This window comes from Pyxidicoccus sp. M15, from assembly GCF_056858435.1.
On sequence record NZ_CM166495.1, the window covers coordinates 9,685,253 to 9,711,720 of the forward strand.

The 26,468-nt window shown below is 72.0% G+C and carries 27 protein-coding genes; 10 read left to right on the plus strand and 17 right to left on the minus strand.

Features of this window, described 5'->3' with window-relative positions:
- Positions 1–4 precede the first annotated feature (4 nt).
- Positions 5–601 carry a TetR/AcrR family transcriptional regulator gene (locus ACX9TP_RS35740; protein ID WP_482975129.1) on the plus strand — a complete coding sequence of 199 codons (597 nt, stop codon included), beginning with the start codon at positions 5–7 and terminating at the stop codon, positions 599–601.
- Here ACX9TP_RS35740 and ACX9TP_RS35745 read toward each other — a convergent pair.
- Both ACX9TP_RS35745 and ACX9TP_RS35750 read right to left on the minus strand, forming a co-directional pair.
- Positions 598–1,194: a DsbA family protein gene (locus tag ACX9TP_RS35745; protein ID WP_482975130.1), complete on the minus strand. Its 597-nt coding sequence runs from the start codon at positions 1,192–1,194 to the stop codon at positions 598–600. The genes ACX9TP_RS35740 and ACX9TP_RS35745 overlap by 4 nt on opposite strands.
- A 22-nt stretch (positions 1,195–1,216) precedes the next feature.
- Positions 1,217–2,449, minus strand: coding sequence for an acetyl-CoA C-acyltransferase (locus tag ACX9TP_RS35750; protein ID WP_482975131.1), 1,233 nt, complete (start codon positions 2,447–2,449; stop codon positions 1,217–1,219).
- 198 nt (positions 2,450–2,647) lie between these two features.
- Here ACX9TP_RS35750 and ACX9TP_RS35755 point away from each other — a divergent pair, with 198 nt between their 5' ends.
- Both ACX9TP_RS35755 and ACX9TP_RS35760 read left to right on the plus strand, forming a co-directional pair.
- A complete protein-coding gene (locus ACX9TP_RS35755; protein WP_482975132.1) occupies positions 2,648–3,253 on the plus strand; it encodes a TetR/AcrR family transcriptional regulator in 606 nt (201 codons plus the stop codon).
- A gap of 62 nt (positions 3,254–3,315) precedes the next feature.
- The gene (locus ACX9TP_RS35760; protein ID WP_482975133.1) at positions 3,316–3,576 is read left to right on the plus strand and encodes a hypothetical protein; all 261 of its coding nucleotides are present in this window, start codon (positions 3,316–3,318) and stop codon (positions 3,574–3,576) included.
- 58 nt (positions 3,577–3,634) lie between these two features.
- On the opposite strand, the gene ACX9TP_RS35765 is transcribed toward ACX9TP_RS35760, so the two are convergent.
- Both ACX9TP_RS35765 and ACX9TP_RS35770 read right to left on the minus strand, forming a co-directional pair.
- Positions 3,635–4,930, minus strand: a complete 1,296-nt coding sequence (locus ACX9TP_RS35765) for a YecA family protein (RefSeq protein ID WP_482975134.1) — start codon at positions 4,928–4,930, stop codon at positions 3,635–3,637.
- Positions 4,931–5,149: 219 nt separating this feature from the next.
- Positions 5,150–6,229 carry an oxidoreductase gene (locus tag ACX9TP_RS35770; RefSeq protein WP_482975135.1) on the minus strand — a complete coding sequence of 360 codons (1,080 nt, stop codon included), beginning with the start codon at positions 6,227–6,229 and terminating at the stop codon, positions 5,150–5,152.
- A gap of 59 nt (positions 6,230–6,288) precedes the next feature.
- Here ACX9TP_RS35770 and ACX9TP_RS35775 point away from each other — a divergent pair, with 59 nt between their 5' ends.
- A complete protein-coding gene (locus tag ACX9TP_RS35775) occupies positions 6,289–7,728 on the plus strand; it encodes a chondroitinase-B domain-containing protein (protein ID WP_482975136.1) in 1,440 nt (479 codons plus the stop codon).
- 168 nt (positions 7,729–7,896) lie between these two features.
- On the opposite strand, the gene ACX9TP_RS35780 is transcribed toward ACX9TP_RS35775, so the two are convergent.
- From ACX9TP_RS35780 to ACX9TP_RS35825, 10 genes are all read right to left on the minus strand, one after another.
- Positions 7,897–9,093, minus strand: coding sequence for a hypothetical protein (locus ACX9TP_RS35780; RefSeq protein ID WP_482975137.1), 1,197 nt, complete (start codon positions 9,091–9,093; stop codon positions 7,897–7,899).
- A complete protein-coding gene (locus ACX9TP_RS35785) occupies positions 9,090–9,656 on the minus strand; it encodes a c-type cytochrome (protein ID WP_482975138.1) in 567 nt (188 codons plus the stop codon). Before ACX9TP_RS35785 ends, ACX9TP_RS35780 begins: the two co-directional genes overlap by 4 nt.
- Entirely contained in the window at positions 9,653–10,174 is a 522-nt protein-coding gene (locus ACX9TP_RS35790) for a DUF3341 domain-containing protein (protein WP_482975139.1), read from the minus strand. The genes ACX9TP_RS35785 and ACX9TP_RS35790 overlap by 4 nt, the downstream gene beginning before the upstream one ends.
- Positions 10,171–11,637 (minus strand): NrfD/PsrC family molybdoenzyme membrane anchor subunit, encoded by a 1,467-nt coding sequence (gene nrfD, locus ACX9TP_RS35795; RefSeq protein WP_482975140.1) that lies wholly within the window; start codon positions 11,635–11,637, stop codon positions 10,171–10,173. The genes ACX9TP_RS35790 and nrfD overlap by 4 nt, the downstream gene beginning before the upstream one ends.
- On the minus strand, positions 11,634–14,609 hold the full coding sequence (locus tag ACX9TP_RS35800) for a TAT-variant-translocated molybdopterin oxidoreductase (RefSeq protein WP_482975141.1): 2,976 nt from the start codon (positions 14,607–14,609) through the stop codon (positions 11,634–11,636). Before ACX9TP_RS35800 ends, nrfD begins: the two co-directional genes overlap by 4 nt.
- Before the next feature lie 11 nt (positions 14,610–14,620).
- Entirely contained in the window at positions 14,621–15,262 is a 642-nt protein-coding gene (locus ACX9TP_RS35805) for a cytochrome c3 family protein (RefSeq protein WP_482975142.1), read from the minus strand.
- Between the two features lie 18 nt (positions 15,263–15,280).
- Positions 15,281–15,919 (minus strand): respiratory nitrate reductase subunit gamma, encoded by a 639-nt coding sequence (locus ACX9TP_RS35810; protein WP_482975143.1) that lies wholly within the window; start codon positions 15,917–15,919, stop codon positions 15,281–15,283.
- 25 nt (positions 15,920–15,944) lie between these two features.
- Positions 15,945–16,787, minus strand: a complete 843-nt coding sequence (locus ACX9TP_RS35815; protein WP_482975144.1) for a c-type cytochrome — start codon at positions 16,785–16,787, stop codon at positions 15,945–15,947.
- Between the two features lie 205 nt (positions 16,788–16,992).
- Positions 16,993–17,391 (minus strand): hypothetical protein, encoded by a 399-nt coding sequence (locus ACX9TP_RS35820; protein ID WP_164002607.1) that lies wholly within the window; start codon positions 17,389–17,391, stop codon positions 16,993–16,995.
- Between the two features lie 41 nt (positions 17,392–17,432).
- Entirely contained in the window at positions 17,433–18,551 is a 1,119-nt protein-coding gene (locus ACX9TP_RS35825) for a cytochrome-c peroxidase (protein ID WP_482975145.1), read from the minus strand.
- 257 nt (positions 18,552–18,808) lie between these two features.
- On the opposite strand from ACX9TP_RS35825, the gene ACX9TP_RS35830 reads away from it, so the two are divergent.
- Both ACX9TP_RS35830 and ACX9TP_RS35835 read left to right on the plus strand, forming a co-directional pair.
- Complete coding sequence (locus tag ACX9TP_RS35830) at positions 18,809–19,198, plus strand: hypothetical protein (protein ID WP_482975146.1); 390 nt, start codon at positions 18,809–18,811, stop codon at positions 19,196–19,198.
- 449 nt (positions 19,199–19,647) lie between these two features.
- The gene (locus ACX9TP_RS35835) at positions 19,648–20,799 is read left to right on the plus strand and encodes an acyltransferase family protein (protein ID WP_482975147.1); all 1,152 of its coding nucleotides are present in this window, start codon (positions 19,648–19,650) and stop codon (positions 20,797–20,799) included.
- A gap of 17 nt (positions 20,800–20,816) precedes the next feature.
- Here ACX9TP_RS35835 and ACX9TP_RS35840 read toward each other — a convergent pair whose 3' ends face one another.
- Positions 20,817–21,341, minus strand: coding sequence for an FxsA family protein (locus tag ACX9TP_RS35840; RefSeq protein WP_482975148.1), 525 nt, complete (start codon positions 21,339–21,341; stop codon positions 20,817–20,819).
- A gap of 55 nt (positions 21,342–21,396) precedes the next feature.
- Positions 21,397–21,927, minus strand: coding sequence for a hypothetical protein (locus ACX9TP_RS35845; protein WP_482975149.1), 531 nt, complete (start codon positions 21,925–21,927; stop codon positions 21,397–21,399).
- 29 nt (positions 21,928–21,956) lie between these two features.
- Between ACX9TP_RS35845 and ACX9TP_RS35850 the strand changes: the two genes are divergently transcribed.
- The 4 genes from ACX9TP_RS35850 (at position 21,957) to ACX9TP_RS35865 (ending at position 25,446) form a co-directional block, all read left to right on the plus strand.
- Positions 21,957–23,276, plus strand: coding sequence for a class I SAM-dependent rRNA methyltransferase (locus tag ACX9TP_RS35850; RefSeq protein ID WP_482975150.1), 1,320 nt, complete (start codon positions 21,957–21,959; stop codon positions 23,274–23,276).
- Between the two features lie 58 nt (positions 23,277–23,334).
- Positions 23,335–23,829 carry a YkgJ family cysteine cluster protein gene (locus ACX9TP_RS35855; protein WP_482975151.1) on the plus strand — a complete coding sequence of 165 codons (495 nt, stop codon included), beginning with the start codon at positions 23,335–23,337 and terminating at the stop codon, positions 23,827–23,829.
- Between the two features lie 130 nt (positions 23,830–23,959).
- Positions 23,960–24,331 (plus strand): hypothetical protein, encoded by a 372-nt coding sequence (locus ACX9TP_RS35860; RefSeq protein WP_482975152.1) that lies wholly within the window; start codon positions 23,960–23,962, stop codon positions 24,329–24,331.
- On the plus strand, positions 24,328–25,446 hold the full coding sequence (locus tag ACX9TP_RS35865) for a glycerate kinase (RefSeq protein ID WP_482975153.1): 1,119 nt from the start codon (positions 24,328–24,330) through the stop codon (positions 25,444–25,446). The genes ACX9TP_RS35860 and ACX9TP_RS35865 overlap by 4 nt, the downstream gene beginning before the upstream one ends.
- A gap of 34 nt (positions 25,447–25,480) precedes the next feature.
- Here ACX9TP_RS35865 and ACX9TP_RS35870 read toward each other — a convergent pair whose 3' ends face one another.
- Complete coding sequence (locus ACX9TP_RS35870; protein WP_482975154.1) at positions 25,481–26,452, minus strand: cysteine hydrolase family protein; 972 nt, start codon at positions 26,450–26,452, stop codon at positions 25,481–25,483.
- Between the last annotated feature and the right edge of the window lie 16 nt (positions 26,453–26,468).

The window sequence follows — 26,468 nt, forward strand, 5'->3', positions numbered from 1 at the left end:
CTTCATGGAGAAGTCACGCCGAAGCGCCGTGGGAGAGCGGAGCCGCCGCGCCATCCTGGACGCCGCGCTCGAATGCTTCACCCGGCTGGGGTGGGCGGCGACGACCATCGAGGACATCCGCAAGGCCAGCGGTGCCAGCGTGGGCAGCGTCTACCACCACTTCGGAGCGAAGGAGGGCATCGCCGTCGCCCTCTACATCGACTGCCTGCGCCAGCATCAGGAGGTGCTGCGCGCGCGGCTGGAGCGCGAGCACGACGCGGAGGGCTTCGTGCGCACCGTCGTCATGCACCACATCACTTGGTCGCGCGCGAACCCGGACGCGGCGCGCTACCTCATCCGGATGCGCCGCGAAGAAGCGGTGGCCGCCGCCGAGCCGGAGATTCAGTCCGCGACGGGCGACTTCCTGCGTGAGGGCTTCACCCGGCTGAAGACCTTCGCCAGGGAAGGCCAGCTGCTCCACCTGCCGTCCACCGCGTACATGCCGCTGCTGCTCGGACCCGCGCAGGAGTTGCTGCGCTACTGGGCCAGCGGCCGGGGCGAGCTGAAGCCTGGCATCGAGAAGGTGTTGGCGGACGCGGCCTGGAGATGCCTGAAACCCTAGGACAGGGCCCAGGAGATGGCGTCGCCGATGCGGTCCTGCCCGAAGAACAGCTCTCCCCGGGTGACGCAGTTGGGCGCGCCGAAGATGCCCAGCGCCGCGGCCTGGTCGGTGTTCGCGCGGAGCCGGGCCTTGTTCTCCTCGGTGACAGCCGCGGCGAGCACCCGCTCGGAGTCGACTCCCAGCCCGCCCAACACCTCCGCGAGGATGGCGGGCTGAGAGATGTCGCGGTCCTCGGCGAAGTTGGCGCGGAAGACGGCGCGGATGAAGTCCCCGAGCCAGGGCTCACCCTCGCCCGCGCAGGCCACCCGCGACGCGAGGATGGTGCCTCGCGGGAAGACGCTCGGCCGGCGCCAGGGCAGGCCGTGCCTCGCGCACAGCCGCTCCAGGTCGCGCCACATGTACCGGCCACGAACCGGGTTCACGTTGAACGGCGAGTCCTTGATGCCGAGCTGCGCGGTGAACAGCGGCCCCAGGAGGAACGGCTTCCACACCAGGGGCACACCGGCAGCCCGGCACTCCTCCTCGATTCTCAGCGCCCCCACGTACGAGTAGGTGCTCCCGAACTCGAACCAGAACTCCAGCGGTGCGGCCATGCGGACCTCCCGGCCTCGAGGTCTACACGCGCTCGAGCACCGCCGCCACCGCCTGGCCGCCGCTCGTGCACAGCGCGACGACGGCCACCGTGCCGCCTCGCCGCTCCAGCTCGTCCACGGCGGTCCCGACGAGCATGGCCCCGGTGGCGCCCAGCGGATGGCCCAGGGCGATGGCGCCGCCATTCACATTGACGCGCTCCAGGTCCACTTCCAGCGCGCGCGCCGTCTGGAGGACGACGGCCGCGAAGGCCTCGTTGATTTCCCACAGGTCCACGTCGCGCGCCGTCATGCCCGCGGCCTTGAGGGCCTTGAGCGCGGCGGGAGCCGGCCCCGTCAGCATCAACACCGGGTCGCTCCCCACGGCGGAGACGGCCCGCACCCTCGCGCGAGGCTTCAGCCCGTGCGCCCGCACGTAGTCACCCGAAGCCACCAGCATGGCCGCCGCGCCGTCCACGATGCCGCTGGACGTGCCGGCCGTGTGCAGGTGCCGCACCTCGCGGGCCCGGGGAAACGCGCGCACCGCCAGCGCATCCAGCGTCTCGCCGTCGAGGCCGGCGGCCAGGGCGCCCAGCTGCGTGAAGGAAGCGGAGAGCGCCGCCAGCTTCTCGATGGAGGTGTCCGCGCGCGGAGAGTCATCGGCGGCCAGCAGCACCTCGCCGGTGTCCGGGTGCTTCACGGGGAAGAGGCTCCGGCTGAAGCGCCCCTCCGCCTGCGCCCGCGTGGCGAGCTGCTGGGAGCGAAGGCCGAACGCATCCAGCTCCGCGCGCGAGAAGCCCTCCAGCGTGGCGATGAGGTCGGCGGAGATGCCCTGGGGAATCTGGAAGAGGCGCTCGCGCAGGCGGGTGTTGCCCCCGTCCGTCCCTCCGCCGTCCGCCCCCAGGCCCAGCCGGCTCATCTGCTCGACGCCGCCCGCCACCACGAGCCGCTGCGCTCCCGAAGCCACGCCCATGGCGGCCAGCGACAGCGCCTGCAGCCCCGAGCCGCAGAAGCGGTTGAGGCTGAACGCGGGCACCGTGATGGGCCAGTGGGCCGCCAGCAGCGCCTGCCGCGCGATGTTGGCGCCCTGGGCCTCCACCTGGGCCACGCAGCCCATCACCACGTCGTCGACTTCCGACAGGTCCACGCTCGTGCGCTGTGGAAGCTGTTGCAGCGTCTGCGCCAGCAACTCCTGCGGGTGCAGCCCGCTGAGCGCGCCCTTCCCAGGCTTCGCACGGGCCCTCGGCGTCCGGACCGCATCCAGAATGTAGGCATCCATCAGCAAACCCCTTCCCACTCGCGGCGAGGCCTCGTGCCCCGGTCATCGCCCGGCTACCATATTATCGCCATAATATGGTCGCAAGCCCGTATGGCTGCCACACGTCCTTCCTGAACGTTTCTCCTTCCAGGTCACGGTCTGGCGTGGCCACCGGGCTCCGGATGATGGATATAATCCGGAGCAGCGAGGTGAGAACGGATGGGGCACCCCCCGGAGCAGAAGCAGGCCACACACGAGCGCATCCTGGAGGCGGCGGGGAAGCTGTTCCGCCAGCAGGGCTTCTCCGCCACGAGCGTGGAGAACGTGATGCGCGCGGCCGGGCTGACGGTGGGCGGCTTCTACGCGCACTTCGGCTCGAAGCAGGCGCTGCTCGTCGAGTCGCTCACGCGCATCATGAGCAAGAACCGCGGAGAGTGGTTCCAGGGGCTGGAGGACCTGCGGGGCGCGGAGTGGATGAGCCACCTCGTGCGGCGCTACCTCTCGCGGGCCCATCGCGACGCGGAGGTGCCCGTGTGTCCGCTGCCCTCGGTGGTGTCCGAGGTGACGCGCGGGGAGCCGGAGCTGAAGGAGACGCTGTCCCAGCAGATTGACTTGATGGTGCAGGGCATCGCCGCGAACCTCTCCGGAGATGCCCGCGCGAGCGCCCGGGAGCGCGCGCTGGCGGCCTACGCGCTCTGCATCGGGGCGCTGAGCATCGCCAAGGCGACGGCGGGGACGCCCCTGTCGGACGAGCTGCTCACGGCGGCCCGCCGCGCCTCCGTGCTGCTGGCGGAGACCCAGCCGGCAGGCCGGGACGCCCCATGATGGAATGCGAGACTCACGGCCTGGGGCCAGGCACGCACTGCTGCCCCCATGCCTCGAGGGCCGTGAATGAGGGACTCCCGTGCGAGGTCGATTACGTCTTCGACGACTACGGGGAGGCGTCCCTCTTCTGTTCGAGCTGCCTGGCCGTGGCCCGTCAATACGCCAGGGACCATCAGGCCGAGGTCATCGGGACCTATCCGGTCGAAACCCATGGTGAATGCCGGGCCCACGTCCAGGAGTGGTGCACGAAGGTGAACCACGTGGACCTGGATGCGCTCCGCCAGGAGGCGGCGAAGCGGACGCGGCGTCGACCGGAGCGCTGACGGCCCACGATGGCTGGAGTCAGCCCATGTGCTTCGCGAAGGACGGAGGGCGCGTCCCTCACGCCGTCTCGGCCCGCAGTGTCACCGGGTGCTCGCGCAGCCACTCCTGGCAGCGCTGGATGCGCGCGGCGGCGGCCGAAAGGCCCATGCCGTTCAGCAGCTCCCGGTAGGGCTCGAACGTCTCCGGCGTCCACGTGGTGAGCGCCTTGAGGTCGGCGAGCATCACCATCTCTTCCGCCGAGCGCCCCGCGGCCTCCTGCCGCGAGGTGAGCAGCGCGGCGAGCGTCATGCGCGCGGGCTCCGCCTCGAAGGCGATGGCGGTGTCCATGAAGGCCGCGCGGGTGGCCTCGTCGGCGGCCGCGTCCTTTGCCTTCTCCCGCAGGCGCCCCAGCAGTCCCGCCAGGAAGTCCTCGTCGAGCGCGCCCTTCACCGCGCACATCAGCGTCGTCACGGCCTCCCGCCGCGTCGCCGGCTCCGCGTCCTGCGGCAGGGACTTCAGCGCCTGCATCGGCTCCCAGAGGACGCAGGTGAGCCAGAGCTCCTCCTCGGGCGCGAAGACGGGCGGCGAGGCGGGCTCGCGCATCCGGGCCTCGACGCGGGCGGCGCGCTCCCGGGCCTCGCGGGCGATGCGCTCGGCGATTCCCGGGTCCGACTGCACGTAGCGCAGCAGCGCGTCCACGTCGCCGCCGCGCGCCTGCTGGAGGGCCTCGCGCGCCTCGGGCGGCAGCGTCTCCTCGGCGAAGCCGCCAGCGAGCGCCTCGTACTTCTTCACCAGCTCCGCGTGCTTCGCGCTCCACTCGCGAAACTGCGCGTCGAACACCACGTCCAGCAGCGGGTTGTCCTCCGCGCGCGAGCGGCCGAGCTTCTTCGACGCGGAGGCGAACAGCACGCCCACGCTCAGGGCCTGCCGGTCTCCCGCGGCGAGCCCCGGCTCGGAGGCGCGGGCGAGCAGCGCGGTGCCGAGCCCCTCCAGGAACGCGGGCGTGCCCAGCTTGCGCACCGTCCCCACGAGCAGCTCGCGCCGGGCGCTGGTGGCGTCCTGGCCCTCCTTGTCGGACAGCCGCGCCAGCTCCGGGCCCACGTGGTCGGAGAACGCCTTCGCGTCGAAGCGCAGGCCCGGCAAGGGGCCCCACTCGGCCAGCAGCGCGCCCAGGCGCACCAGGCAGCCGGACAGCCGGGACGTGTCCGGGTCTCCCAGAATCTCCATCGCGGCCTTGAGGTCCGCGGCCAGCGGGTGCGCGGGAGCGGGGGGCGGCGCGGCCTTCGCCCGGTCCTCGGCGGCATGGCAGACCTTGTACTTCAGGCCGCTCCCACAGGGGCACGGGTCATTGCGGCCGGGCTTCTTCGAGCTCAATCGTTCCTCACGGGTCCTTGCACGCGACAGGTGCGGGCAGGGGCACCGTAGCAGGCCGCTCCCGGAAGCAAATCCCGATGTGGGGGCAGATGCTCGACGGGCAACGCCCTCTTGCGCTTCCGGCCGTCCGGGCTCCGGCGAGGCCTCGAGCGAAGTGCTCGACGGGCAGCGCGCCGACCCACGCACGGGCTCACACCGCCGATGGGCGTGTTGCCCTTCTCACGGCATCGGTGAAGCGTCGGCCGTGAAGGCGGCCTGCTCCGCCGCCGTGAGGTCCGGCCGCTGCGCACACCCGCGCTCCGCCGCCAGGCTCGCGGCCTCCAGGACGGACATCACCGCCAGCGCCTCCGCGGGCGTCACGGGGTTGGGCCCCCTGCCCTCCAGCGCGTCTCGCAGGCCGCTGTAGTAGCGACGGTAGTCCCCGGGAGGCGCCCCGGTGGTGCGCACCGAGCCCGTCACACCGTCCGTGAGCCGTCCGGGTGAAGGGTCCTCACCCCACCCCGGTGCCCCGGGAGTCACGTCCGCGCGCAGCCCATCTTCCTGCGAGTCCATCCCATGCTTGAGCCACGAGCCCTTCGTGCCATGCACCGCGAACCGGGGCAGACCTCCGGCCACGAGCATGGACGCCTGGAGCACGACATGCCGCCGCGGATACGCGAGGGTGACCTGGCACCAGTCATCCACCTGCGCTCCCTCGCGATGTCGCCCGAGGGCCGCCGCCACGGTGTCGGGCAGCCCGAACAACTGAAGCGCCTGGTCGACCAGGTGGGGGCCGAGGTCGAACCACACGCCCGCGCCCGGCCGCGCCTGCTCTCGCCAGCGCGGACGGACCTCGGGACGGAAGCGGTCGAACCGCGACTCCACATGCGTCACCCGCCCCAAGGCTCCGTCCGCGAGCAGGGCCCGCAGCGCGAGGAAGTCACTGTCCCACCGCCGGTTGTGGAACACCGACAGCATCCGGCCCCGCTCCTCCGCCAGCGCGCACAGCGCGCGCGCCTCCGCCAGCGTGACGGTGAAGGGCTTGTCGACGACGACGTGTTTGCCTGCCCGGAGCGCGGCCTCGGCCAGTGGGGCGTGGCTGTCGTTGGGCGTGGCGATGACGACGAGGTCCACGTCCGGGTGCGTGGCGGCCTCCCGCGCGGACGCCACCACCGTCACGCCCGGCAGCCGGGCCTGCACATTCTCAGGCTGGCTGGACGCGACGACGCGCAGCTCCAGCCCCTGCACCGCCCGAATCAGCGGAGCGTGGAATGTTCTTCCCGCGAAGCCATGGCCCAGCAGCGCCACACGCACAGTCATGTATCAATCCTCACGTAACTGAATAGCATCAGGGCTCCCCCCTTGAGGAAGAACCCCCCATGCGTCCCTTGTCCCTGGCCGTGCTGCTGTTGCTGTCCGGCCCCAGTCTCGCGGCGGTGAAGAACGTCGCCAACGTCTCCCAGCTCCAGTCCGCGCTCTCCTCCGCACAGGCCGGCGATGAGATTGTGCTCGCGGACGGCACCTATGACGTCAGCCAGAATCTCGGGTGTTCAGCGGAGGGCACCGCGTTGCAGCCCATCGTCGTACGCGCGGCGAACCGGCATGCGGCGCACATCCGGTTCAATGCCACGGAGGGCTTCAAGGTCTCCGGCCGCTACTGGACGTTCGACGGGCTGGACATCGAGGGCGTGTGCGCGCAGGACAGCAGCTGCGAGCACGCCTTCCACGTCACCGGACACGCGGAGAACTTCGTCCTGCGCAACAGCCGGGTCCGCAACTTCAACGCGCAGCTCAAGGTGAACGCGAGCAAGAACGGCAGCGGTGTCTACGAGATGCCGCACCGGGGCCTCATCGAGCGCAACGAGGTCTACGACACGCGCGCCCGGAACACGGGCACCCCGGTGACGAAGCTCAACATCGACACCGGCGACGACTGGGTGGTGCGGGACAACTACGTGCACGACTTCGCCAAGGCGGGTGGCATCTCCTACGGCGCTTTCATGAAGAGCGGAGGTCGCCGGGGCGTCTTCGAGCGCAACCTCGTCATCTGCACCAAGGACGCGGCGGCGGGGAACACGCGCATCGGCCTGTCCTTCGGCGGCGGCGGCACGGGGAACGAGTACTGCGCGCCGAAGTTCGACCCGAGCGTGCCCTGCGACCCGGAGCACTCGGATGGCGTGCTGGTGAACAACGTCGTCATCAACTGCTCGGACGTGGCCATCTATCTCAACAAGGCGAAGAACACGCAGGTGCTGTTCAACACCCTCATCGAAACCAAGGGCGTGGACTTCCGCTTCGCCTCCAGCACCGGCGGGGCCCATGGCAACGTGATGTCCTCGGTGATTCGGGACCGCGACACCGGGAGCTTCGTCGCGGGCACCAACCTGATGAACGTGGCGACGGGCACGTGGTCCTCCTGGTACCAGGCGCCGCTGGCTGGCGACCTGCGCATCAAGGGGGATGTCTCGCAGCTCATCGGTGCGGCGGCGGCGCGAGCCTCGGTGACGGAGGACTACTGCGCGCGGCCCCGGCCGACAGGGTCTGACTACAGCCTCGGCGCGCTGGAGCACTCCCTGGGGGATTGCAGCGACGCCGGCACGGGAAGCCCCGGTGATGCCGGGACTTCCGCGGACGCGGGCCCGAGCATGGGCAGCGACGGTGGAAGCTCGGGCGGAACGGACGCGGGCCCCATCCGCATCGACGACGACTCGGACTCTGGCGGCGGCGGCTGCGGCGCTGCGCCGGGCCTCGCCGCCCTGCTCGTGCTGCTGCTGGTGCCGCTCGCGCGGCGGCGCCGGAGCTCCGGGCACCTGCCCTGACGTACGGCCCAGGTGCCGCTCGCGCGGCGGCGCAGGAGCTCCGGGCACCTGCCCTGAAAAAGACGCGGCGCCGCCCGCCGAGGAGGTCGGGCGGCGCCACTCCCGGGACCGCGCGGTCCAGGCCTCCGGGCAGCAGCTGCCTGGCGGTCCGCGGCCCACGGTCAGCTGTCACGTGTGGTGGTGCAGGCTCTCCACCAGGTACGGGTCCCCCGCGGGAATCATGGGCGCCGAGCGCACCGCGCGCGTCACCGCCAGAGTGAAGAGCGCACCCACGCCCAGGAAGGCCGCCACCTCGTACACCCCGAGCCCCGCGCCCTCTGGGTGGTTCGCCGGAGCCACCATCAGGTGCAGGTCCAGCCAGCGCCCCGCCAGCAGCACGGCCGCCACCCTCAGCAGGTGCGCCGGGCTGCGCTTCGCCGGTCGCGGCAGCAGCAGGACGAAGGGCAGCGCCCAGTTCAGCACCAGGTTCAGATAGAACGGCACCGCCCACCCGCCGTGCATCCGCGCGATGAAGTAGACCGTCTCCTCCGGGATGTTCGCGTACCAGATGAGCAGGAACTGCGAGAACCAGAGGTAGGCCCACAGCGTGGCGAAGCCGAACATCAGCTTGCCCAGGTCATGCAGGTGGCTGGAGTTGAGCTGGGGCAGCGCGCCCGCCCGGTGCAGCAGAATCGCGGCCACGGTAATCGCGCACACGCTGGAGCTGAGCAGCCCCGCGACGTTGTAGAGCGCGTAGATGGTGCTGAACCAGTGCGGCTCCAGGCTCATCAGCCAGTCGAACGCCGCCAGGCAGAACGTCAGGCCGAAGCTCACGAGGAACACCGCGGACACCGCCACGTTGCGCCTCGTCTGCGCCTCCGTCCGCTCCACGTCCTGCCGCAGCGAGTTGCGCCTCAGCATCCACGTGAAGCCCGTCCACAGCGCGAGCATCAGCACCATGCGCACGCCGAAGAACGGCACGTTGAGGAACGCCGCCTTCTGGTGCAGCAGGTGGTCCGTCTCCATGATGCCGGGCCGCGCCCACAGGTAGAGCTTCGGCGCGAAGGGCACCAGCACCAGCAGCGGCACCGCGCCCCAGGGCACGTAGGCGGCGAACGCCTCCGGGATGCGCTTGAAGACGGTGAACCAGCCCGCGTTGGCCACGTACATCAGCGCCAGGAACAGGGTGCCGCCCAGGCCCAGGCACAGGAAGTAGAAGCCGCTGGTGAGCAGGCTGGACAGCGCGCGGGCCGGGTGCAGCGCCAGCCCCACGGCCAGCGTCCCCAGGCCCGCCACCGCCAGGGCCAGAGCCGCGCGGCGCACGGCCGGGGCCACCTCGAAGCCTCCGCCCGAAGCCGGAGGTACCTCATGCACGGGGGCGCTCATGGCACGTCCTTCCGCGCCGTCCGCGCGGGGTTCTGCAGCGTCCGGAGGTAGTGGACGATCTTCCACCGGTCCTCCGGCGCCACCTGCGAGCCATGGGCCGGCATCAGCCCCTGGCCATGGGTGATGATGTGGAACACCTTTCCGTCCGGCAGCGCCTTCGCATGCTCCGCCAGCAGCGACGGCGGCATGGGGAAGCGCGCCGTCACCAGGCCGTCCCCCAGCCCGCCCGAGCCGTGGCACGGGCTGCAATACCGCTGGAAGGCCGTCTGGCCGCGCGCCAGCACCTCGGGCGTGGCGGGATAGGGATTCTTGAAGTCGCGCCCGGCCCGCACCGCCTCCTCGGGGCCGGCGGCGAGGTGCAGCGGCTGGTGCCCGCGCGGCACCGTGCCCTTCGCCGGCCCCAGCAGCGTCTTGCCATCCGACGTGTTGGGGTTGGGCGCGAAGCTGTCGTACGGCACCGAGGACACCATGTCCGGCGCGTACTCGTAGTTGGGCCGTGTCTCGTCCTGCTCACAGCCGGCGGCCAGGGCCAGGGCCACCACCGCGGGGAATACCTTCCTCACGACGCCACCTCCATCCGGGCCGTCTCCACCGCGCCGTGTCGGCGCAGCAACTCCTCCGCGAGGGACGCGCCCTCGGGCGGCTCGCGTGCCTCCAGGGCAATCGCGAACCGGTCATCCGTCACCCGGGGCAGCGCCACCCGGCGGCTGCCCGGGAAGAGCTTCACGCGCGCCAGGAAGGAGCCCACGGTGATGAGGGCCGCGAAGAGCACCGTCAGCTCGAACGCCACGGGGATGAAGGCGGGGAACGAGTTGAAGGGCTTGCCGCCCACGTTGAGCGGCCAGCTCACCACGCTGGTGTACAGCTGGAGCGCCAGGGCCAGCGAGCCGCCCAGCAGCCCCGCCCCGAAGCACACCCAGGTGAGGCGGCTGGGCTTCAGGCCCATGGCCTCGTCCAGGCCATGCACGGCATAGGGCGTGTACACGTCGTGCAGGACGTAGCCGGCCTCGCGCATGGCGCGGGTGGCGCCGAGGACCTTCTCCTCGCTGTCGAAGTAGCCGACGAGGACGGGGGCGCTCATACGGTGACATCCTTTCGGGTGGCGAGGGCCAACGCAGGCGCGGGCACGACTTCCGCGGCGACGGGCGCGACCTTGCGGGGCCCGGGGGCGGCCGCCTCGCCGTGCGTGTCCCGCGCGAAGCCCAGCACGCTCTTCACCTCGCCGATGGAGATGATGGGCAACACGCGCACGAACAGGAGGAACAGGGTGAAGAACAGGCCGAACGTGCCGATGAAGGTGCCCACCTCCACCATCGTCGGCGTGTACATGGACCAGCTCGAAGGCAGGAAGTCACGGTGCAGGCTGGTGACGATGATGACGAAGCGCTCGAACCACATGCCCACGTTGATGACCAGCGACAGGGCGAAGATGGCGGCGGGCGAGGTGCGCACCTTCTTGAACCAGAACAGGTGCGGCGACACCACGTTGCACGTCACCATCGTCCAGTAGGCCCAGGCGTACGGACCGAAGGCGCGGTTGAGGAAGGCGAAGCGCTCGTAGGGGTTGCCCGAGTACCAGGCGACGAAGACCTCCGTCCCGTAGGCCAGCGACACCAGGCCCCCGGTGACGATGATGACCTTCGTCATGTTCTCCAGGTGCCGAATCGTAATCAGGTGCTCGTAGCCCAGCACGACGCGGGTGATGATCATCAGCGTCAGCACCATGGCGAAGCCGCTGAACACCGCGCCGGCCACGAAGTACGGCGGGAAGATGGTGGTGTGCCAGCCGGGGATGACGGACGTGGCGAAGTCCATGGAGACGATGGTGTGCACGCTCAGGACGAGCGGCGTCGCCAGCCCCGCGAGCAGCAGGTACACCGTCTCGTAGCGGCTCCACGTCCGGTGCGAGCCCGTCCACCCCAGCGACAGCACCTTGAACACGGCCTTGCGCAGGCCGGCCTTCGCCCTGTCGCGCACCGTGGCCAGGTCGGGGATGAGGCCCACGTACCAGAACACCGCGGACACGGTGAAGTAGGTGGAGATGGCGAACACGTCCCACAAGAGCGGCGAGCGGAAGTTCACCCACAGGCTGCCGCGCGAGTTCGGATACGGCAGCACCCAGAAGGCCAGCCACGGGCGGCCCATGTGGATGACGGGGAAGAGCGCCGCGCACATGACGGCGAAGAGCGTCATCGCCTCGGCCGCGCGGTTGATGCTGGTGCGCCACTTCTGCCGGAAGAGGAAGAGGATGGCGGAGATGAGCGTGCCCGCGTGGCCGATGCCCACCCAGAACACGAAGTTGGTGATGTCGAAGGCCCAGCCCACCGTCTTGTTCAGGCCCCACACGCCGATGCCCGTGCCCACCTGGTAGGCGACGATGCCGGCGCCGGTGCCCAGAATCGACACCGCCACCGCGAACGCCGCCCACCACCGCCAGGTGGGGGCACGCTCCATGGGCGCACAGATTTCCTCGGTGAGCTGGCCCAGGCTGCGCGCCTCGCTGACGAGCGGCACGCGCAGCGGCGACAGGTGCTGGTGGCTCATGTTTCGCTTCCCGACCCGGCGTTGCGGATCTTCGTGAGGTAGGTGATGGACGACCCGATGTTCAGCTCCTCCAGCAGCCGGAAGGCGCGGCCGTCCTTCGCGAGCTTCGCCACGGCGCTGCCGGAGTCGTTCAGGTCTCCGAAGTGGATGGCCTTCGCGGGGCAGCTCTGCTGGCAGGCCGTCTGCACGTCGCCGTCCCGGAGGGGCCTGCCCTCGCGATTCGCGCTGGCCTTGGCCTCCTGCACGCGCTGCACGCACATGGAGCACTTCTCCATGACGCCGCGGCTGCGCACGACGACGTCCGGGTTGAGCACCATCCGCTCCAGCGGCTCGTCGTGCTTGTAGTCGAACCAGTTGAAGCGGCGGACCTTGGTGGGGCAGTTGTTGGCGCAGTACCGGGTGCCCACGCAGCGGTTGTAGACCTGCTGGTTGAGCCCCTCGCTGGAGTGCACCGTGGCGAGCACCGGGCACACCGTCTCGCACGGCGCATTCTCGCAGTGCTGGCACATCATCGGCTGGTGGACGACCTGGGGGTTGGCGTCGTCCCCGGCGTAGTACCGGTCGATGCGCATCCAGTGCATCTCGCGCGAGCGCAGCACCTCGTCGCGCCCGACGCTGGGGATGTTGTTCTCCGCCTGGCAGGAAACTACACACGCCGAGCAGCCCGTGCACGCGCTCAGGTCCACCGCCAGCGCCCACCGGTGGCCTTTGTACTCGTGGCCGGACCAGATGGAGAGCGGGTGCTTGCCGTTGCCGCCGTGCGCGTCATGCTCCTCGTTGCCCGCGCGCGGGTTGGCGAGGAACGCGGCCAACTCCGCCTCGCGCACGTGGGGACGCCCGTCGAGCCGGTGGTACGTCTGGGTGAGGGCCAGGGGCTGCTTCTCGCCGGTGGCCTCCACCGTCACGCCCGGCACCGAGCGCCGGGACTGGCCGCCCACCACCGAGGCCAGCGGGTAGCCATTGGCGCCGATGCCATCCGCGATGCGGCCCGCCTTGGTGCGGCCGTAGCCCACCGGCACGGCGATGACGGACGGGTGCGTGCCCGCCTGGATGAGCACCGGCAGCTCCACCGTCCTCGCGCCCGAGCGCACCCGCACCACGTCGCCGTCGGACAGGCCCAGCGCCTTCGCGCGCGCCGGAGCGATGCAGGCGGGGTTGCCCCACGTCACCTTGGTGATGGGGTCCGGCACCTCCTGCAGCCAGCCGTTGTTGGCGGGAGCGCCGTCACGCAGCGCCACCGTGGGGTACAGCACCAGCTCCCAGTCCGCGGACGCGCGGGCCACACCGGCCAGCGCCTTCGCCAGCCCGTCCTCGCGGAAGGCCGGCGCGGCCACCGGCGTCGCGGGCAGCATCACCACGCCCCGGCGCACGGCATCATCCCAGAACGCGCCGAAGTCCTGTCCGGCCACGCCCGCGCGCGGGAAGACCTCCGCCTGCCAGCGCTCGCGCAGGAAGTCGTAATGCGAGCGGGGAGCACCCGCCCAGAGGAGCAGCGACTCCACCACGGGGCGGGTGTCGTGCAGGGGCGCCACCGCCGGCTGACGCAGGGACACCACGCCGCGCCGGGGCTCCGCGTCGCCCCACGACTCGAGGGCGGTGACGTCCGGCGCATGGAAGCGCGCCAGGGTGGCCGTCTCGTCCAGCCTGTCGTTGGTGGCCACGGTGAGGAGCACGGACTTGAGCAACGTTCCCAGCTCGTCGCCGCGCGGGTCCGCGTAGGCGGGGTTGACGCCGAGGAAGAGCACCGCGCCCACGCCGCCCGCGCGCAGCTCCGACAGCAGCTCGCCGTACGTCAGCGCGTCCGCGTCCAGCGCCACGCCGTCCGCCACCGACACCGTGCGGCCCTCGTTGCCCAGCAGCGCGTTGGCCGTGTTGGCCAGCACCTGCGCGGCCACGTCGTCACCGCCCGCCACCACGAGCGCCCTGCCCCGCTGCGCCCACAGCGCCTCCGCCATTTCCTCCAGCGCGGCCTCGTCCAGCGCGGGCGCGGGCACTGACGCGACTGCCGGCACCTCACGCTCCGCCTTGCGCGCCAGCCGCCGCACGAGGTCGGCCAGGGCGGGCGTCACGTCGGACGGGGACACGACGAAGCGCCGGTCCGCCGCGGCACCGGTGAGCGTCAGCACCGGCTCCACCTGGTAGTGCCGCGCCATGTCCCGCGTGCCGGCCGCGTCGCGCGCGGCGGTGTACTGGCGGGTGAAGGCCACCGGCGACACCCAGGTGCCGAGGAAGTCGGCGCCGAAGCTGGCGATGACCTTCGCGTTGTCGAAGCGGTAGTCGGGCACCACGCGCACGCCGTGCGTGACGTGGTGGGCCTCACCGATGGCGGCAAGCTCCCCGAGCGGCTCGTAGCGCACCGTGCGCGCCGTGGGGTACGCGGTGAGGAAGCGCTTCACCGCGGCTTCCGCCGTGGGCCCCATCACCCAGGGCAGCACCAGGCGGATGGACATGCCCGCCTCGGCGGCCTGCCGCAGCCCGTCCGTCACCTTCCCATCCAGCGCCGCCCACGCGGTGCGCTGGCAGGACAGCGAGGGGAAGCGGGCGCGGCTGGCGTCGTAGAGGGAGAGGACGGACGCCTGTCCCACCGCGCACACGCCGCCCTTCGAGACGGGGTGCTCGTCGTTGCCCTCCACCTTGATGGGGCGCCCATCGCGCGTCTTCAGCAGCACGCCGCACTGGGCGCTGCACCCGTTGCAGGTGGACGCGTACCAGAGCGACAGGCCCGGGGTGACTTCGTCCGGCCGTGAGACGTAGGGAATGACCTTCTGCACGGGAGCGCGCTGGCAGGCCACCATGGCGGCGGCGGCGCTCAGGCCCATCACCTTGAAGAAGTCGCGGCGGCTGCTCGCGTCCGGGGGCACCGCGGCCACGCCCACCGGCAATTCCTCGGGGAATTCGTTGCGCGTGTGCTCGGGCAGCGTGCCGGCGCGCTCGGCCAGGCTCTGCCAGTATTTCGGAAGTGGGTCGGACATGGAGGAGGTCCTCAGCGGTGACAGCTGGAGCAGTCCGTGGGGGGCTGCAGGATGCGGGGAGCCTTCAGCGGCGCGGGCGCCGGGGCCCGGGTGGACAGGGCGAGCAGCTCGCCGGAGCGCGGCGAGGAAGGCGGCGGCGCGGACACCTGCTCCGCCGCCGTCTTGCGGTGGCAGTCCAGGCACCAGCCCATCGTCATGGGCTCCGCCTGCTCCACGCGCACCATCTCCTGCACCTTCCCGTGGCACGTCTGGCACGCCAGCCCCGCGGTGACGTGGCTGGCGTGGTTGAAGAAGGCATGGTCCGGCAGGCGGTGGATGCGCACCCACTCGATGGGCTGGTTCTTCGCCACCGCGGCCGCCACCTTCTGGATTTCGGGCGAGTCCGTCTTCACCTGCGTGTGGCAGTTCATGCACACGCTGGAGGCAGGCACGCCGGCATGGCGGCTCTTCTCCGCGCCCACGTGGCAGTACTGGCAGTCCAGCTCGTACTGGCCGGCGTGCACGGCATGGGAGAAGGCCACGGGCTGCTCGGGCATGTAGCCCTGCTGGTTGTTCACCGGGCCGCTGCACCCGGCCAGGGCCAGGGCCAGCAGCGCGCCCGCGTGGCCGGCGGCGCGGGTGGGACGTGAGAGGCGAGTCGAGGCGTCGTTCATGGCGGTGGGCCGCGCGCTTCAGCGGGCGGTCTCCTCCCGGGGCGTGGCGAGCAGGTTCGACTCCGAGGCCGGAGGCACCCGCGCCGGGGCCGCCGCCTTGCGCTCGCGGGCGAACGGGGCCAGCGCCAGCAGCACGAAGCCGGCCAGGGTGTGGACCTGGAAGACGAGCGGCGCCTTCTCCATCAGCGTCGCGTCCGGCTGGAAGCTCAGCAGCGAGCGCAGGTACGGCACCGCGAGGTGGAGGTACCAGGCGGAGCCCCAGCGCAGCGCCACGGCGATGTGCAGCCCCGTGAGCACCTGCGCCAGCACCAGCCCGAGGAAGCCGGCCAGCACCCACTGCCCCTCGCGAGCGCGACGCAGGGTGAGGCTCAGCAGCCCCCAGCCCAGCAGCATGCCGCCGATGAGGCTCACCGCTTCCAGCGTGAAGAGGCGCGCCGGGGACGCGACGAAGGCCTGCATCGCCCGGGGCGCGGCCAGTCCCAGCAGGTGGTTGAGGACCACGGTGACGCCGCCGGCCAGCACCGCGCGGCCCGCGGGCGTCCAGGGCTCACCGGGAGCCAGTGCCGGCGCGCGCACCGTCACCCGGTGCACCGTGCCCGCCACGGCGGCGATGGCGGCCGCGTAGGGAAGGAAGGAGAAGAGGAGGGAGTCGCTCACGGGTTGCCTCGCACGAGCAGCGCCGTCAGTGGGCGCGCGGGTCCGTCCCGCGCGGCCCCCAGACGAGTCCGATGAATCCCAGCGCGGCGATGAGCCCGACGACGCCGAGGAAGAAGAAGTCCCTGTCCTGGCGCGGCCGGCTGCCGTCGCGCGAGACATCCGCGAGGTACGCCTTCACGGCGTACTGCTCCTCCTCCGTGAGGGGCGTCTTCGCGTACAGCTCGCGCATCAGCGGCGTGTCCAGCTTCGCCAGCAGCGGGGTCAGCCCCCGGTCTCCGAGGCGCGCGAAGGTGAAGGTGAGGTTGGGGCCCAGCGTGCCGCCACCGGCCACGCCCAGCCCGCGCACGTCATGGCAGCCGAGGCACGCGGGTCCGCCGTGGGACAGCGCCTGGGTGCCCTCGAAGAGCTGACGGCCCCGGGCGACCTCCTCCGGCGTCGCGTCCGTCCCCGGCTTCGCGGTGGGTGACGGCCGGCAGCTCCCCTTCCCCTTCGCCGTGCAGTCGCGGAAGAAGGCGAAGAGGCCGGCGCGCTCCTCCTCGGAGAGCTCCTGGTCCGGCATGCGCACGCCATTGAACTGCTTCAGCAACCCGGTGGCTACCGCGTCGCCGGAGTCGATGAGCGCGCCCGGGCTCTTCAGGAAGCGGGCAACCCACGCCTCGTCACGGCGCTCCAGCACGCCGTGCAGGTCGGGACCCACGCGGTCGCCCTCGCCCACCGAGTGGCAGCTCCCGCAGCGCTGCGCGAAGAGCTTCGCGCCCTGCGAGGCGCCCTGAGCCAGCGCGGCGGGCGCCGCCAGCAGGACGAGGAGCTGAATGACGGGGGAGAGCCCGCGCGCGGGCCTTCGTCCACCCAGGGCCTGTATCCGCATCGCCGCGTGCCCCTCCAGGAGTGGCCGGGCTCACTGCCCGGCACGCTGGGGCACGACTGCAATGAGGGGGCCAGGATGCCCGCTTGCCAACATGCGGGCAGACATCCGGACAGAGCCGCGAGGCCGACGCAGCTTTTGCGCCGCGAGGCCCGCGCGAGCGCAGCATTTTCCCCAACAGGGACGGTGCGCTCGCGCCAAGCCCGCCTCACATCGCGGTGGTGGTGAACACACCGCGGCCGATGGCCATGATGCCGCCGACGATGAAGACGAGGGCCAGCACCACGCCCATCAGGGGCAGCACGAAGCCCGGCTGGGGGCGGCGCCGGTTGACGGACATGGCCACCTGGGCCGTGGCGGCCGCGAACACCATCAGCACGATGTGGCCGATGAGCGCGGGGTAGTAGATGCGCGTCACCAGCACGAGGATGCCGAGCAGCACCTGGGTGTGGAGCAGGCCCGCGAAGGAGGCGCCGAGGATGCGCCCGCCCTTGTCGAAGGGTCGCTTCGTGGCGAGCCCGAAGGCGAAGTAGGCGAGGGCCAGCACCCCGGCGAGCAGCACCAGGTAGCGCAGCCCGGAGTGGGCGTAGAAGAACATTCGGTCCATGGACCCCGCTGCTTAGCAACGCGCGGGGCGCCACGCACGTTTCACGACGGGTCCGGCTTGGGCGTCTTCTTCGTGCTGGCCGGCAGGGGCGGCGCGGAGATGAGCTCCTGGGCGGGCAGCTCGCCGGTGAGGCTCTTGAGGAAGGCGACCAGGTCGTCCACCTCGGCGTCCGTGAGCGTCCGCGCCAGCTGGTGCTTCGCCATGAGGCGCACCATGGTGGGCAGGTCCGTCACGCTGCCGTCATGGAGGTAGGGGCCCGTCTTGTCCACGTTGAGCAGCGTGGGCACGCGGAACTTGCCCCGGTCGTCCTCGTTCTTCGTCGCGTCGAAGCGGCCGGCGTCCGTGAGGCCCGGGTAGTCCTCCACCAGGCCGAGCTTCTGGAAGGACGTGCCGCCCACCGCCGGGCCGTTGTGGCACGTGGTGCAGCCGGTGCTGGCGAAGAGCTGGAGGCCGCGCTGCTCCTGCGCGGAGAGCGCGTCGTGCCGACCCGTGAGGTACTGGTCGAAGCGCGAGGGCGTGGTGAGCCGGCGCTCGAAGGCGGCGATGGCGCGCGCGGCGTTGGCCAGCGACACCGGCCGCTTCTCGCCGGGGAAGGCCTCGCGGAAGCGGGTGGTGTACTCGGGGATGGAGGCCAGCGTGGCCACCACGCGCTTCTCGTCCGGCATGGCCATCTCCGCCGGATTGAGGATGGGGCCCTGCGCCTGCGCCTCGAGCGTGTCCGCGCGCCCGTCCCAGAACTGCGCGATGTGGCCGGCGGCGTTGTACACGGTGGGCGAGTTGCGAGTGCCCTTCTGCCCCTTGTGCCCGTCCGACAGCGGCTTGTTGTCCACGCCGAACGTCGTCAGGCCGTGGCAGGTGTTGCAGGACACGTCGTGGTTCTTCGACAGGCGCGGCTCGAAGTAGAGCATGCGCCCCAGCGCCACCTGGGCCTCGGTGTCCTTCGGCGCGGGCTTCGCGTCCTTCGCCGGCGGCAGCGGCAGGAAGAAGTGGCCGAGCTGCTCGGGCGTCAGCGGCTTCGGCGCGGGCCGCTTCGCGGCGACGGGAGCCTCCACGGCGGGCGCGGGCGTCGGCACGGGCTCCGGGCTGCGCTCGCACGCGGGGAGCGAGGTGGCGCCCAGGGCAAACAACGTGAGGAGCGAGAGCGGACGGTGTCGAAGCATGGGTCGGGACGCTACCAGCAGGTGCGCGCGAAGCGTTTCCCGACGCAGTGTCGCACCGTCATCCGGACTTTCCGTACCCATCAGCACACCCGGGGCCTGGAGCGCCCCCCTGCCCGTCCGGCGCACGCTCGGGCGGGCCATGGCTGCGGGGAGGTGGGCGCGCGGCTAACTCCTTTGCTCCAGGCGGCTCCCGAAGCCGTCAGCGGAACGCGCAGCGGCGCATCGGGCGCCCGAGACTCCATGGCGGAGGAGGATGGATGCAGGACGACGGCGGGGATGAAGCGGTGGGCACGGCGCGGGAGGTGGAGGTCCTCGTGTGCCGCAAGTGCCTCATGCGCGGTGGCGCGCGAGGCGGGGGCCTGGACCTGCCGCGCTGGCTCCAGGGTGCGTTCGCCGAGCGGGGCCTGTCCGAGCAGGTCCGCGTCCTGCCCACCGGCTGCATGAACCAGTGCCCGCGCGGGCAGGTCACCGTGCTCGTCACCAGCGGCGACGGCCGGGGCGGCGCCATGCTGATGGTGGACCCGCGCCTTCAGCGCGAGAAGCTGGTGCAGCTCGTCGAGCGCAAGGCGCGAGGCACCGCCGCCGCGCCCGCCGAGGACCCGCGCGCCGCCATGCCCGTCGAGGACGAGCGGGGCAACGGTCCGTAGGCCCACGGGCTGCGACGCCGGCTCCTCCCGCCCGAAGACGAACCGGTCCACCAGGTACGCCACGCCCAGCCCCGTGGCCGTCCCCACCGCGTCCCACGCCAGGTCCTTCATGGAGAAGCCCGAGCCTCCGCTCCGGGTGTCGTACAGCTCCTTGCCCAGCCCGGCCCCCATCGCCAGCCCCGCGCCGGTGAGCCACCGCGCCGAGGGCGCGTCGAAGAGGAGCGCACCCCCGCCATAACCCGCGCCCGCGAGGACGGTGCACGCGGCAAAGTGCTTCGCCTTGTCCGGGCCGAGCCAGTCGTCACCGGCCGCGCCCCGGGCGGACATGCCGGGCAGGACGAGCAGCAGGGAGAGGAGGAAGCGTCGCGTCGGTCGCATACCCAGACATGTAGCACCACACGACCTGTCCGGGCGTCTGTCCCCGGAGTGAAGAGAGCCACACTCGTTTTGTGCGTTTTCAAGACGTGGCCCGCACATCGTCCTATGCTCCGGGTCGCGTGAAGAGACTCGGCCCCTCATTCACTTTCGAGAAGCAGCCCACCCGCCACCCAGGACTGGATGGGGCGCGCGGTCTGGCTGTCTTGGCGATGGTGATGGGGCACACGCTGGACGCGCTGCTGACGCCGGCGGCGCGCGCGCTGCCCTGGGTGCAGCACTACTGGGCCTTCCGGGGCGTCACCGCGCCGCTGTTCCTGCTGGTGAGCGGCTGGGCGGTGGTGGCGGCGCTGGGGACGAAGCCCACGGCGGCGCGCGACATCTACGGGCGCCGCGTGCGCCGGGCACTGCTGCTGCTGTTCCTGGGCTACCTGCTGCACTGGCCGGGCTGGGGCGCGGTGCGGGGCATGGGGTGGACGGAGCAGATGCTCACGCACGTCCTCTCCTTCGACGCGCTCCAGTGCATCGGCTTCGCGCTGCTCTTCGGCTCCACGCTGCTCGCGATGGCGCCGCCCCGCTGGGGCCGGGCGGGGGTGCTGCTCGCGCTGGCGGTGGGCATCCCCCTGGTGAGCGCGACCATGTGGCGCCTGGGCGCCGGGCTGCCCGGGCCGGTGCAGCAGTTCATCGGCAGCGCCGAGGGCAGCCGCTTCCCCTTCTTCCCCTGGTCGGGCTTCTTCTTCGCGGGCGCGCTGGCCGCGCACGTGCTGCACCTGCTGCGTCCGGGCTGGCCGCAGGGCCTCGCGCTGCTGGCGCTGGGGGCCGGGCTGCTCGCGCTGACGCAGGTGCTGCCGCCGGACTGGAGCGCCACGAGCCCGTGGATGGTGATGTACCGGGTGGGCCAGGGGCTGATGGTGCTGGGCGCGGTGAACCTGGCGCCGCGGCGGCTCAGCGGGCTGCTGGCCCCGCTCGGCCGACTGTCGCTCTGGGTCTACGTGCTGCACCTGCCGGTGGTCTACGGCTGGGCGGACATCGCCGGACTGGCGGGGCGCATCGGGCCCACGCTGGGCCTCCCCGCCGCGCTGGGCGTGGGACTGGCGCTGCTGGTGGCCTGCGCGCTGGTGGCCCGCGCCGGGCGCTGGGTGCGTCAGCAGGCGCGTCCCTGGCGGGCGGGCTCCACCACGCTGGAAACCAACCTCGGCGGCACCCGCGTCGGCACGCGCGGCTGAGCTCCGCGTGCCCTCCGTCAGTGCCGCGGCTTGTCCTCGGTGAACTCCGCGTCCACCTCGGCCCGGGTGCCGCCCTGACGTGAGCGCGGAGCCACCTCCTCGAAGGTGCCCCCGGCGAACGGCCCCCGAGCCCCACCGAAGCCGCCCATCCCCACGGTGGTGATGCGCACGGAGCCGTCCCGCACCTTGCGCTCCAGGGACTTGCGCAGCCGCGCGGCCACGAAGCGGCGCGTCGGAGGGATGAGCAGCAGCAGCCCCGTTACATCGGTGAACACGCCCGGCGCCACGAGCAGCGCGCCGCCCACCAGCACCAGCGCGCCGCTGACGATGCCCTCCTCGGGCACCTGGCCCCGGGCCATGGACTCGCGCCAGCTCCGCAGCACGCGGCCGCCCTCCCGCCGGGCCAGCCACGCGCCCACCAGCCCCGTCACCAGCACCATGGCGAGCGTGGGCAGGAAGCCCACCTCCCGGCCAATGGCCAGCAGCAGGTACAGCTCGATGAAGGGCACCACGGTGAAGGCCAGCAGGAGGTACTTGAACACGCCCCCAACCTAACGCGCCGGGAGCGCCCGCGCCGGACAACCGGCCCGGCGGCGCCTACCTCCCGCCGAGGTTCGACAGGAGCGAGTCCACCACGAGGTACAGGGCGAACAACACGCCGACGGCGATGAGGACGAGGCGCCCGGACGGCATGAAGCCCCGCGACTCGCGCGTGGCCGCGGAGGAGCTCACCGTGCCCATCGCCTCGGAGACGCCGGCCACGTGGCCCGCGTACCAGGCGGTGCGCATGTACTGCTCCACCACGACGCCGTCGTCGTTGGCGGACAGCGAGCGGCCAAGCTGCGGATCCACCAGCCGGGCCCCGGCGGCGGCGGCCAGCGTCGCCGCCTCGGTCACCACCTCCCGCACCAGGTCCGGCCGGTCCGACAGCGGCACGCGCAGCTCGGTGGCCACCACCTGGCCGCCCTCTCGCAGCTCGCCCACCTCCACGTCGCCGCCGCGCAGGTGCCACACGCGCAGCCCATCCGGGCGGGCGGCCACCCGCCGCTCGGCCAGGAGGGCGTCCACCTTCTCCGGCTCGTAGGGGACACCCGGCGTCATCGTCTGGAGGAGCAACTCGTATCTCACGCGGGTTGCGAGTATACGCCGCGAACGCCATGCCCACCTCCCCCAAGCCCCCGAATCCCCACCGCGGTGGGAGGCCCTCCTCTCCGCAGCAGGGCCGCAACTCCCCGCAGCAGGGCCGCAACCGGCCCCACGGCCGCCCGGAGAAGCCCGCCCCGGACCGCACCACGCCGGATATCGGCCCCGACGGCCTGCCCCAGGTGTCCCTGGTGCGCCGCGGCGTCGAGCGCTGGCAGGCCGGTCACCCGTGGATCTACCGCGCGGACCTCAACGGCGACCCGGGCCTCGCCGGCGGCGAGGTGGTGCGGGTGACGGACAGCCGCGGCTGGTTCCTCGGCAAGGCCTTCTATTCGAAGCAGTCGAAGATTTCGCTGCGCTGGCTCAGCTTCGACGACGTGGCGGTGGACGCGGACTTCTTCCGCCAGCGCCTGCTGGCCGCGGACGAGCTGCGCCGCCGCGCGCTGCCGGGTGAGAAGACGTACCGCCTCGTCCACGGCGAGGCGGACGGGATTCCGGGCCTCGTGGTGGACCGCTACGGCGACTACCTCAGCGTCCAGTTCCTCGTGCCGGCGACGGAGCAGCGCAAGGCGCTCTTCGTGGACCTGCTGGAGGCGCAGTTCCACCCGCGCGGCATCATCAACCGCTCGGACGTGGGCGTGCGCAACCTGGAGGGGCTCACCCCGGAGAAGGGCCTCTTGCGCGGCGAAGTGCCCGGCCCCGTGTCCTTCGACGAGGGCCTGGTGCGCATGCGCGCGGACCTGCTCGAGGGCCAGAAGACGGGCGCCTTCCTGGACCAGCGGGAGAACCACGTCATGGCGGCGCACTACGCCCACGGCGAGGCGCTGGACTGCTTCTCCTACGTGGGCGGCTTCGCGCTGCAGCTCGCCACGCGGGCAAAGACGGTGACGGCGATTGAAATCTCCGACGCCGCGGCCGCGCAGCTCCGGGAGAATGCCGCCGCCAACAAGCTGACCAACCTGGACGTGGTGGTGGCCAACGCCTTCGACTTCCTCCGCGACGCGGTGGACGAGGGCAAGCACTTCGACACCATCGTCCTGGACCCGCCGTCCTTCGCGAAGAACAAGGACGCCATCGCCGCCGCGCTGCGCGGGTACAAGGAAATCAACCTCCGCGCCATGCAGCTGCTCAGGCCCGGCGGCGTCCTCATCAGCGCGAGCTGCACGTACCACGTGGACGAGCAGGCCTTCGAGGACATGCTGGCCTCGGCCGCGGCGGACGCGAAGCGGCGTGTGCAGATTATCGAGCGGCGCGGCGCGGGGAGGGACCACCCCGTGCTGCTGAACCTGCGCGAGACGCGCTACCTCAAGTGCTTCGTGCTCCGGGTGCTCTGAGGACAACCCACCCGGCACGTCGACCCTGGCCCGGGAGACGTGCGAGAACAGCGGTGCCATGCGGACGCGGGACTGGGACGCGCAGGATGACGACTCGCCAACAGGGGGCACCCGGGAGCGGGAGCGCGCACTGAAGGAGGTGCGCACCGTCTACCGCCAGGCGGACGCGGCGTACGCTCCCTTCTCCTGCCCGGCCAGTGGTGAGTGCTGCCAATTGGCGCGCACCGGCCGTCAGCCCTGGCTGTGGCAGCCGGAGTGGGAGCTGCTCTCCCGGGGCCGCCCGCTGCCGCCACCGCGTGAGGACGGAGGCTGTCCCTACCTGGACGCCGCGGGCCTGCGCTGCACCGTGTACGCGGACCGGCCCTTCGGCTGCCGCACCTTCTTCTGCGAGCGCATCCGCGGCCCGGCCAGACAGCCGGCCGAGACGGTGGGCGCACTGTTGGAGCGCCTGGAGCGCATCTCCCAGCGCGTGGCGCCCTCCCTGAAGTCCCCCCGCCCCCTGCTGGACTGGCACGCGGAGGCCCGGGTCGCCGCGGACACGGAGGAAACGTGATTTCGCGTCTGGATTCAGGGCAATACCGCAACTCCAGAATACCTGTGTCGCTGGCATGCCGAACCGCGGATCCGGAAGGCCGGCGGAGTGATACACCGGGACTCAGGCCATGGCGGGAGAGCGGAGCACGATGAGGGCGGCAGGGAAGCGTCGGTGGCTCATCGCGCTGGTTGTCTTTGCCGGCTGCCGGGGCGCGGACGGGGCCGTCGTCAACGCGCTCGTCAACACCAGCATCGCCATGGGCAGCGCCGCCGCGCAGCGTGCCGCGGGGGGCTGCTACGCCACCTGTCCCGTGGGCACCACGTGCGACGCGGAGACGGGCTACTGCCTGCCGCTGCCCTGTCGCGGCCGGTGCCGCTCGGACGAGCGCTGCGTGGAGCTGGGACTCGAGGAGCGGTGCGAGTCGCTGGCCCTGCCCGAAGGCGGGCTGGACATACGCCCCGCCCCGCCTGCCGCCACGCCCTCGGATGCTCCCAGGAAGGACTCGGTGCCCTCCCCGTGATTTCTCCCCGCTGGCTCGTCGCACCGCAGGAGTTCAAGGGCACGCTCACCTCCGCCGAGGCCGCGGAGGCGATGGCGAAGGGCATTCGCGAGTCCTCGCCGGAGGTGGTGCTGGACGTCGCGCCGCTGGCGGACGGCGGCCCGGGCACCGTGGACGCGCTGCTGGCGGGCACGCGGGGCGAGCGCCGCACGCAGGTGGTGCGGGGGCCGCTGGGCGCGCCCGTGGAGGCGCACTGGGCGCTGCTCGATGACGGGCGCGTCGCGGTGGTGGAGATGGCCGCGGCCTCCGGCCTGTCGCGGCTGGCGCCCGAGGAGCTGGACGCGCGCAACGCCTCCACGTACGGCACGGGCGAACTGCTGCGCGCGGCACTGGACTCCGGCTGCGAGCGACTCATCGTCGGGCTGGGCGGCAGCGCCACCACGGACGGCGGCACGGGCGCGCTCACCGCGCTGGGCTACCGCTTCCTGGACGCCCAGGGACAGCCGCTGCCTCCCGGTGGCGCGGCGCTCTCGCGGCTCGTGAAGGTGGACGCGAGCGGACGGCACCCGCGGCTGGGGACGGTGGAGGTGCTGGGCGCCACGGACGTGACGTCTCCCCTGCTGGGGCCGGACGGGGCCGCGCACCTCTTCGGACCGCAGAAGGGCGCGGACGCGGCGGCGGTGGAGGAATTGGAGGCGGCGCTGGCGCACCTGACCTCGGTGGTGGGCGCGACGTCCGCGGGCTGGCCCGGCACGGGCGCGGCGGGAGGCTTCGGCTTCGGGTTGGTTGCGCTGGCGGGCGCGCGGCTGGTGCCCGGCTACGAGCTGGTGTCGCGCGCGCTGGGCCTGGAGCGGCGCGTGCTGATGGCGGACGTGGTGCTCACGGGCGAGGGCCGCTTCGACCGGCAGACGTCGCTGGGCAAGGGCCCGGGCGGACTGGCGCGGCTGGCCCGCGAGCACGGCACGCCGGTGGTGCTCTTCGCCGGCTGCGTGGACCGCAAGGACGGGCTGGAGCTGGACCTCTTCCACGAGGTGGTGGACCTGTCCACCCAGGCCCGCCCGGAGGACTCCGCGTCGAAGGCGCTCTGCGAGGCCTCGGCGCGCTGGGCCGCGGCGCGCCTCAAGAGCGGGCGGTAGCCCCACCCGGTGTGACACCGGGGCGGGAAGGGAATCAGCCGTCGAGCGAATCCGTGGTCCGCACCACGCGCATGCCCGCCGCGCGGAAGTCCCGCAGGGCCGCGTCCGCCACGCGGGGGAAGTCCAGCGCGGGAGGCAGCGGGTCCAGCGGGGGCGCCGGCACGGGGCTCATGGCGTCCTCCAGGATGAAGACGCGCCCCATCTTCGAGCGGTCCGTCCGCTCGATGTGCTGCCGCAGGTCCGCCAGCGTGGACAGCACGCAGTGGGACTTGGCCTGGCCGAACACGTACACGCGGTCGAACGACATGAGGTGCTCGAAGAGGCGCGTGTTGAACTCGCCCACCTTCTGCCCCTTCACCTCCGTCACTTCGGGCGAGAGGACGGAGTAGTTCTCGGTGAGGGGGTGCTCGCCCTTGAGCTCGAACCACGTGGGCGTGTCGCGCACCAGGGCGTGGAAGAGGCTGGCCTCGTAGACGGCGGGCACCAGCGCGTGGCTGAGTCCCCCCAGCAGGGCATGGAAGGGCCAGATGGTGAGCACGTACCGGCCGGTGGCCTCCAGCCGCTCGCAGTAGGCGAGGCTCTCCTCCGGGAAGCGGGTGGCCTGCCAGCGCCCCGCCCGCACGTCCGCCGCCGTAATCACCGACAGGGGCGCGGGTGGCCGCCCCTCCGCGTCGCGCCACCAGGCGGGGTGGAAGATTTGAAACGCGCGATGGGTGTCGAGCGAGAACACCAGCTCGGTGATGCGGTCCAGGTGCGCGTAGAGGAAGCGCAGCGCGCGCTGCGTGTCCTCGACGGCGCCGGGGACGAAGAGGCTGGCGCCGGGAGTGCAGAAGGCCACCTGCACGTCGATGCCGAAGGCGGCGATGCGCAGCCCGTCCTCACGGGCGGGACGGATGCGGTGCTCGGCGGCGTAGCGGCGGGCCTCCTCGGCCACCTCCGCGCCGCGCTCCAGGTAGAGCTGGCCGGCGCGCGTGTCCTCGTGGAAGCGGGGCATGGGCAGGGGCATGGCGTCCTCTCTCTCT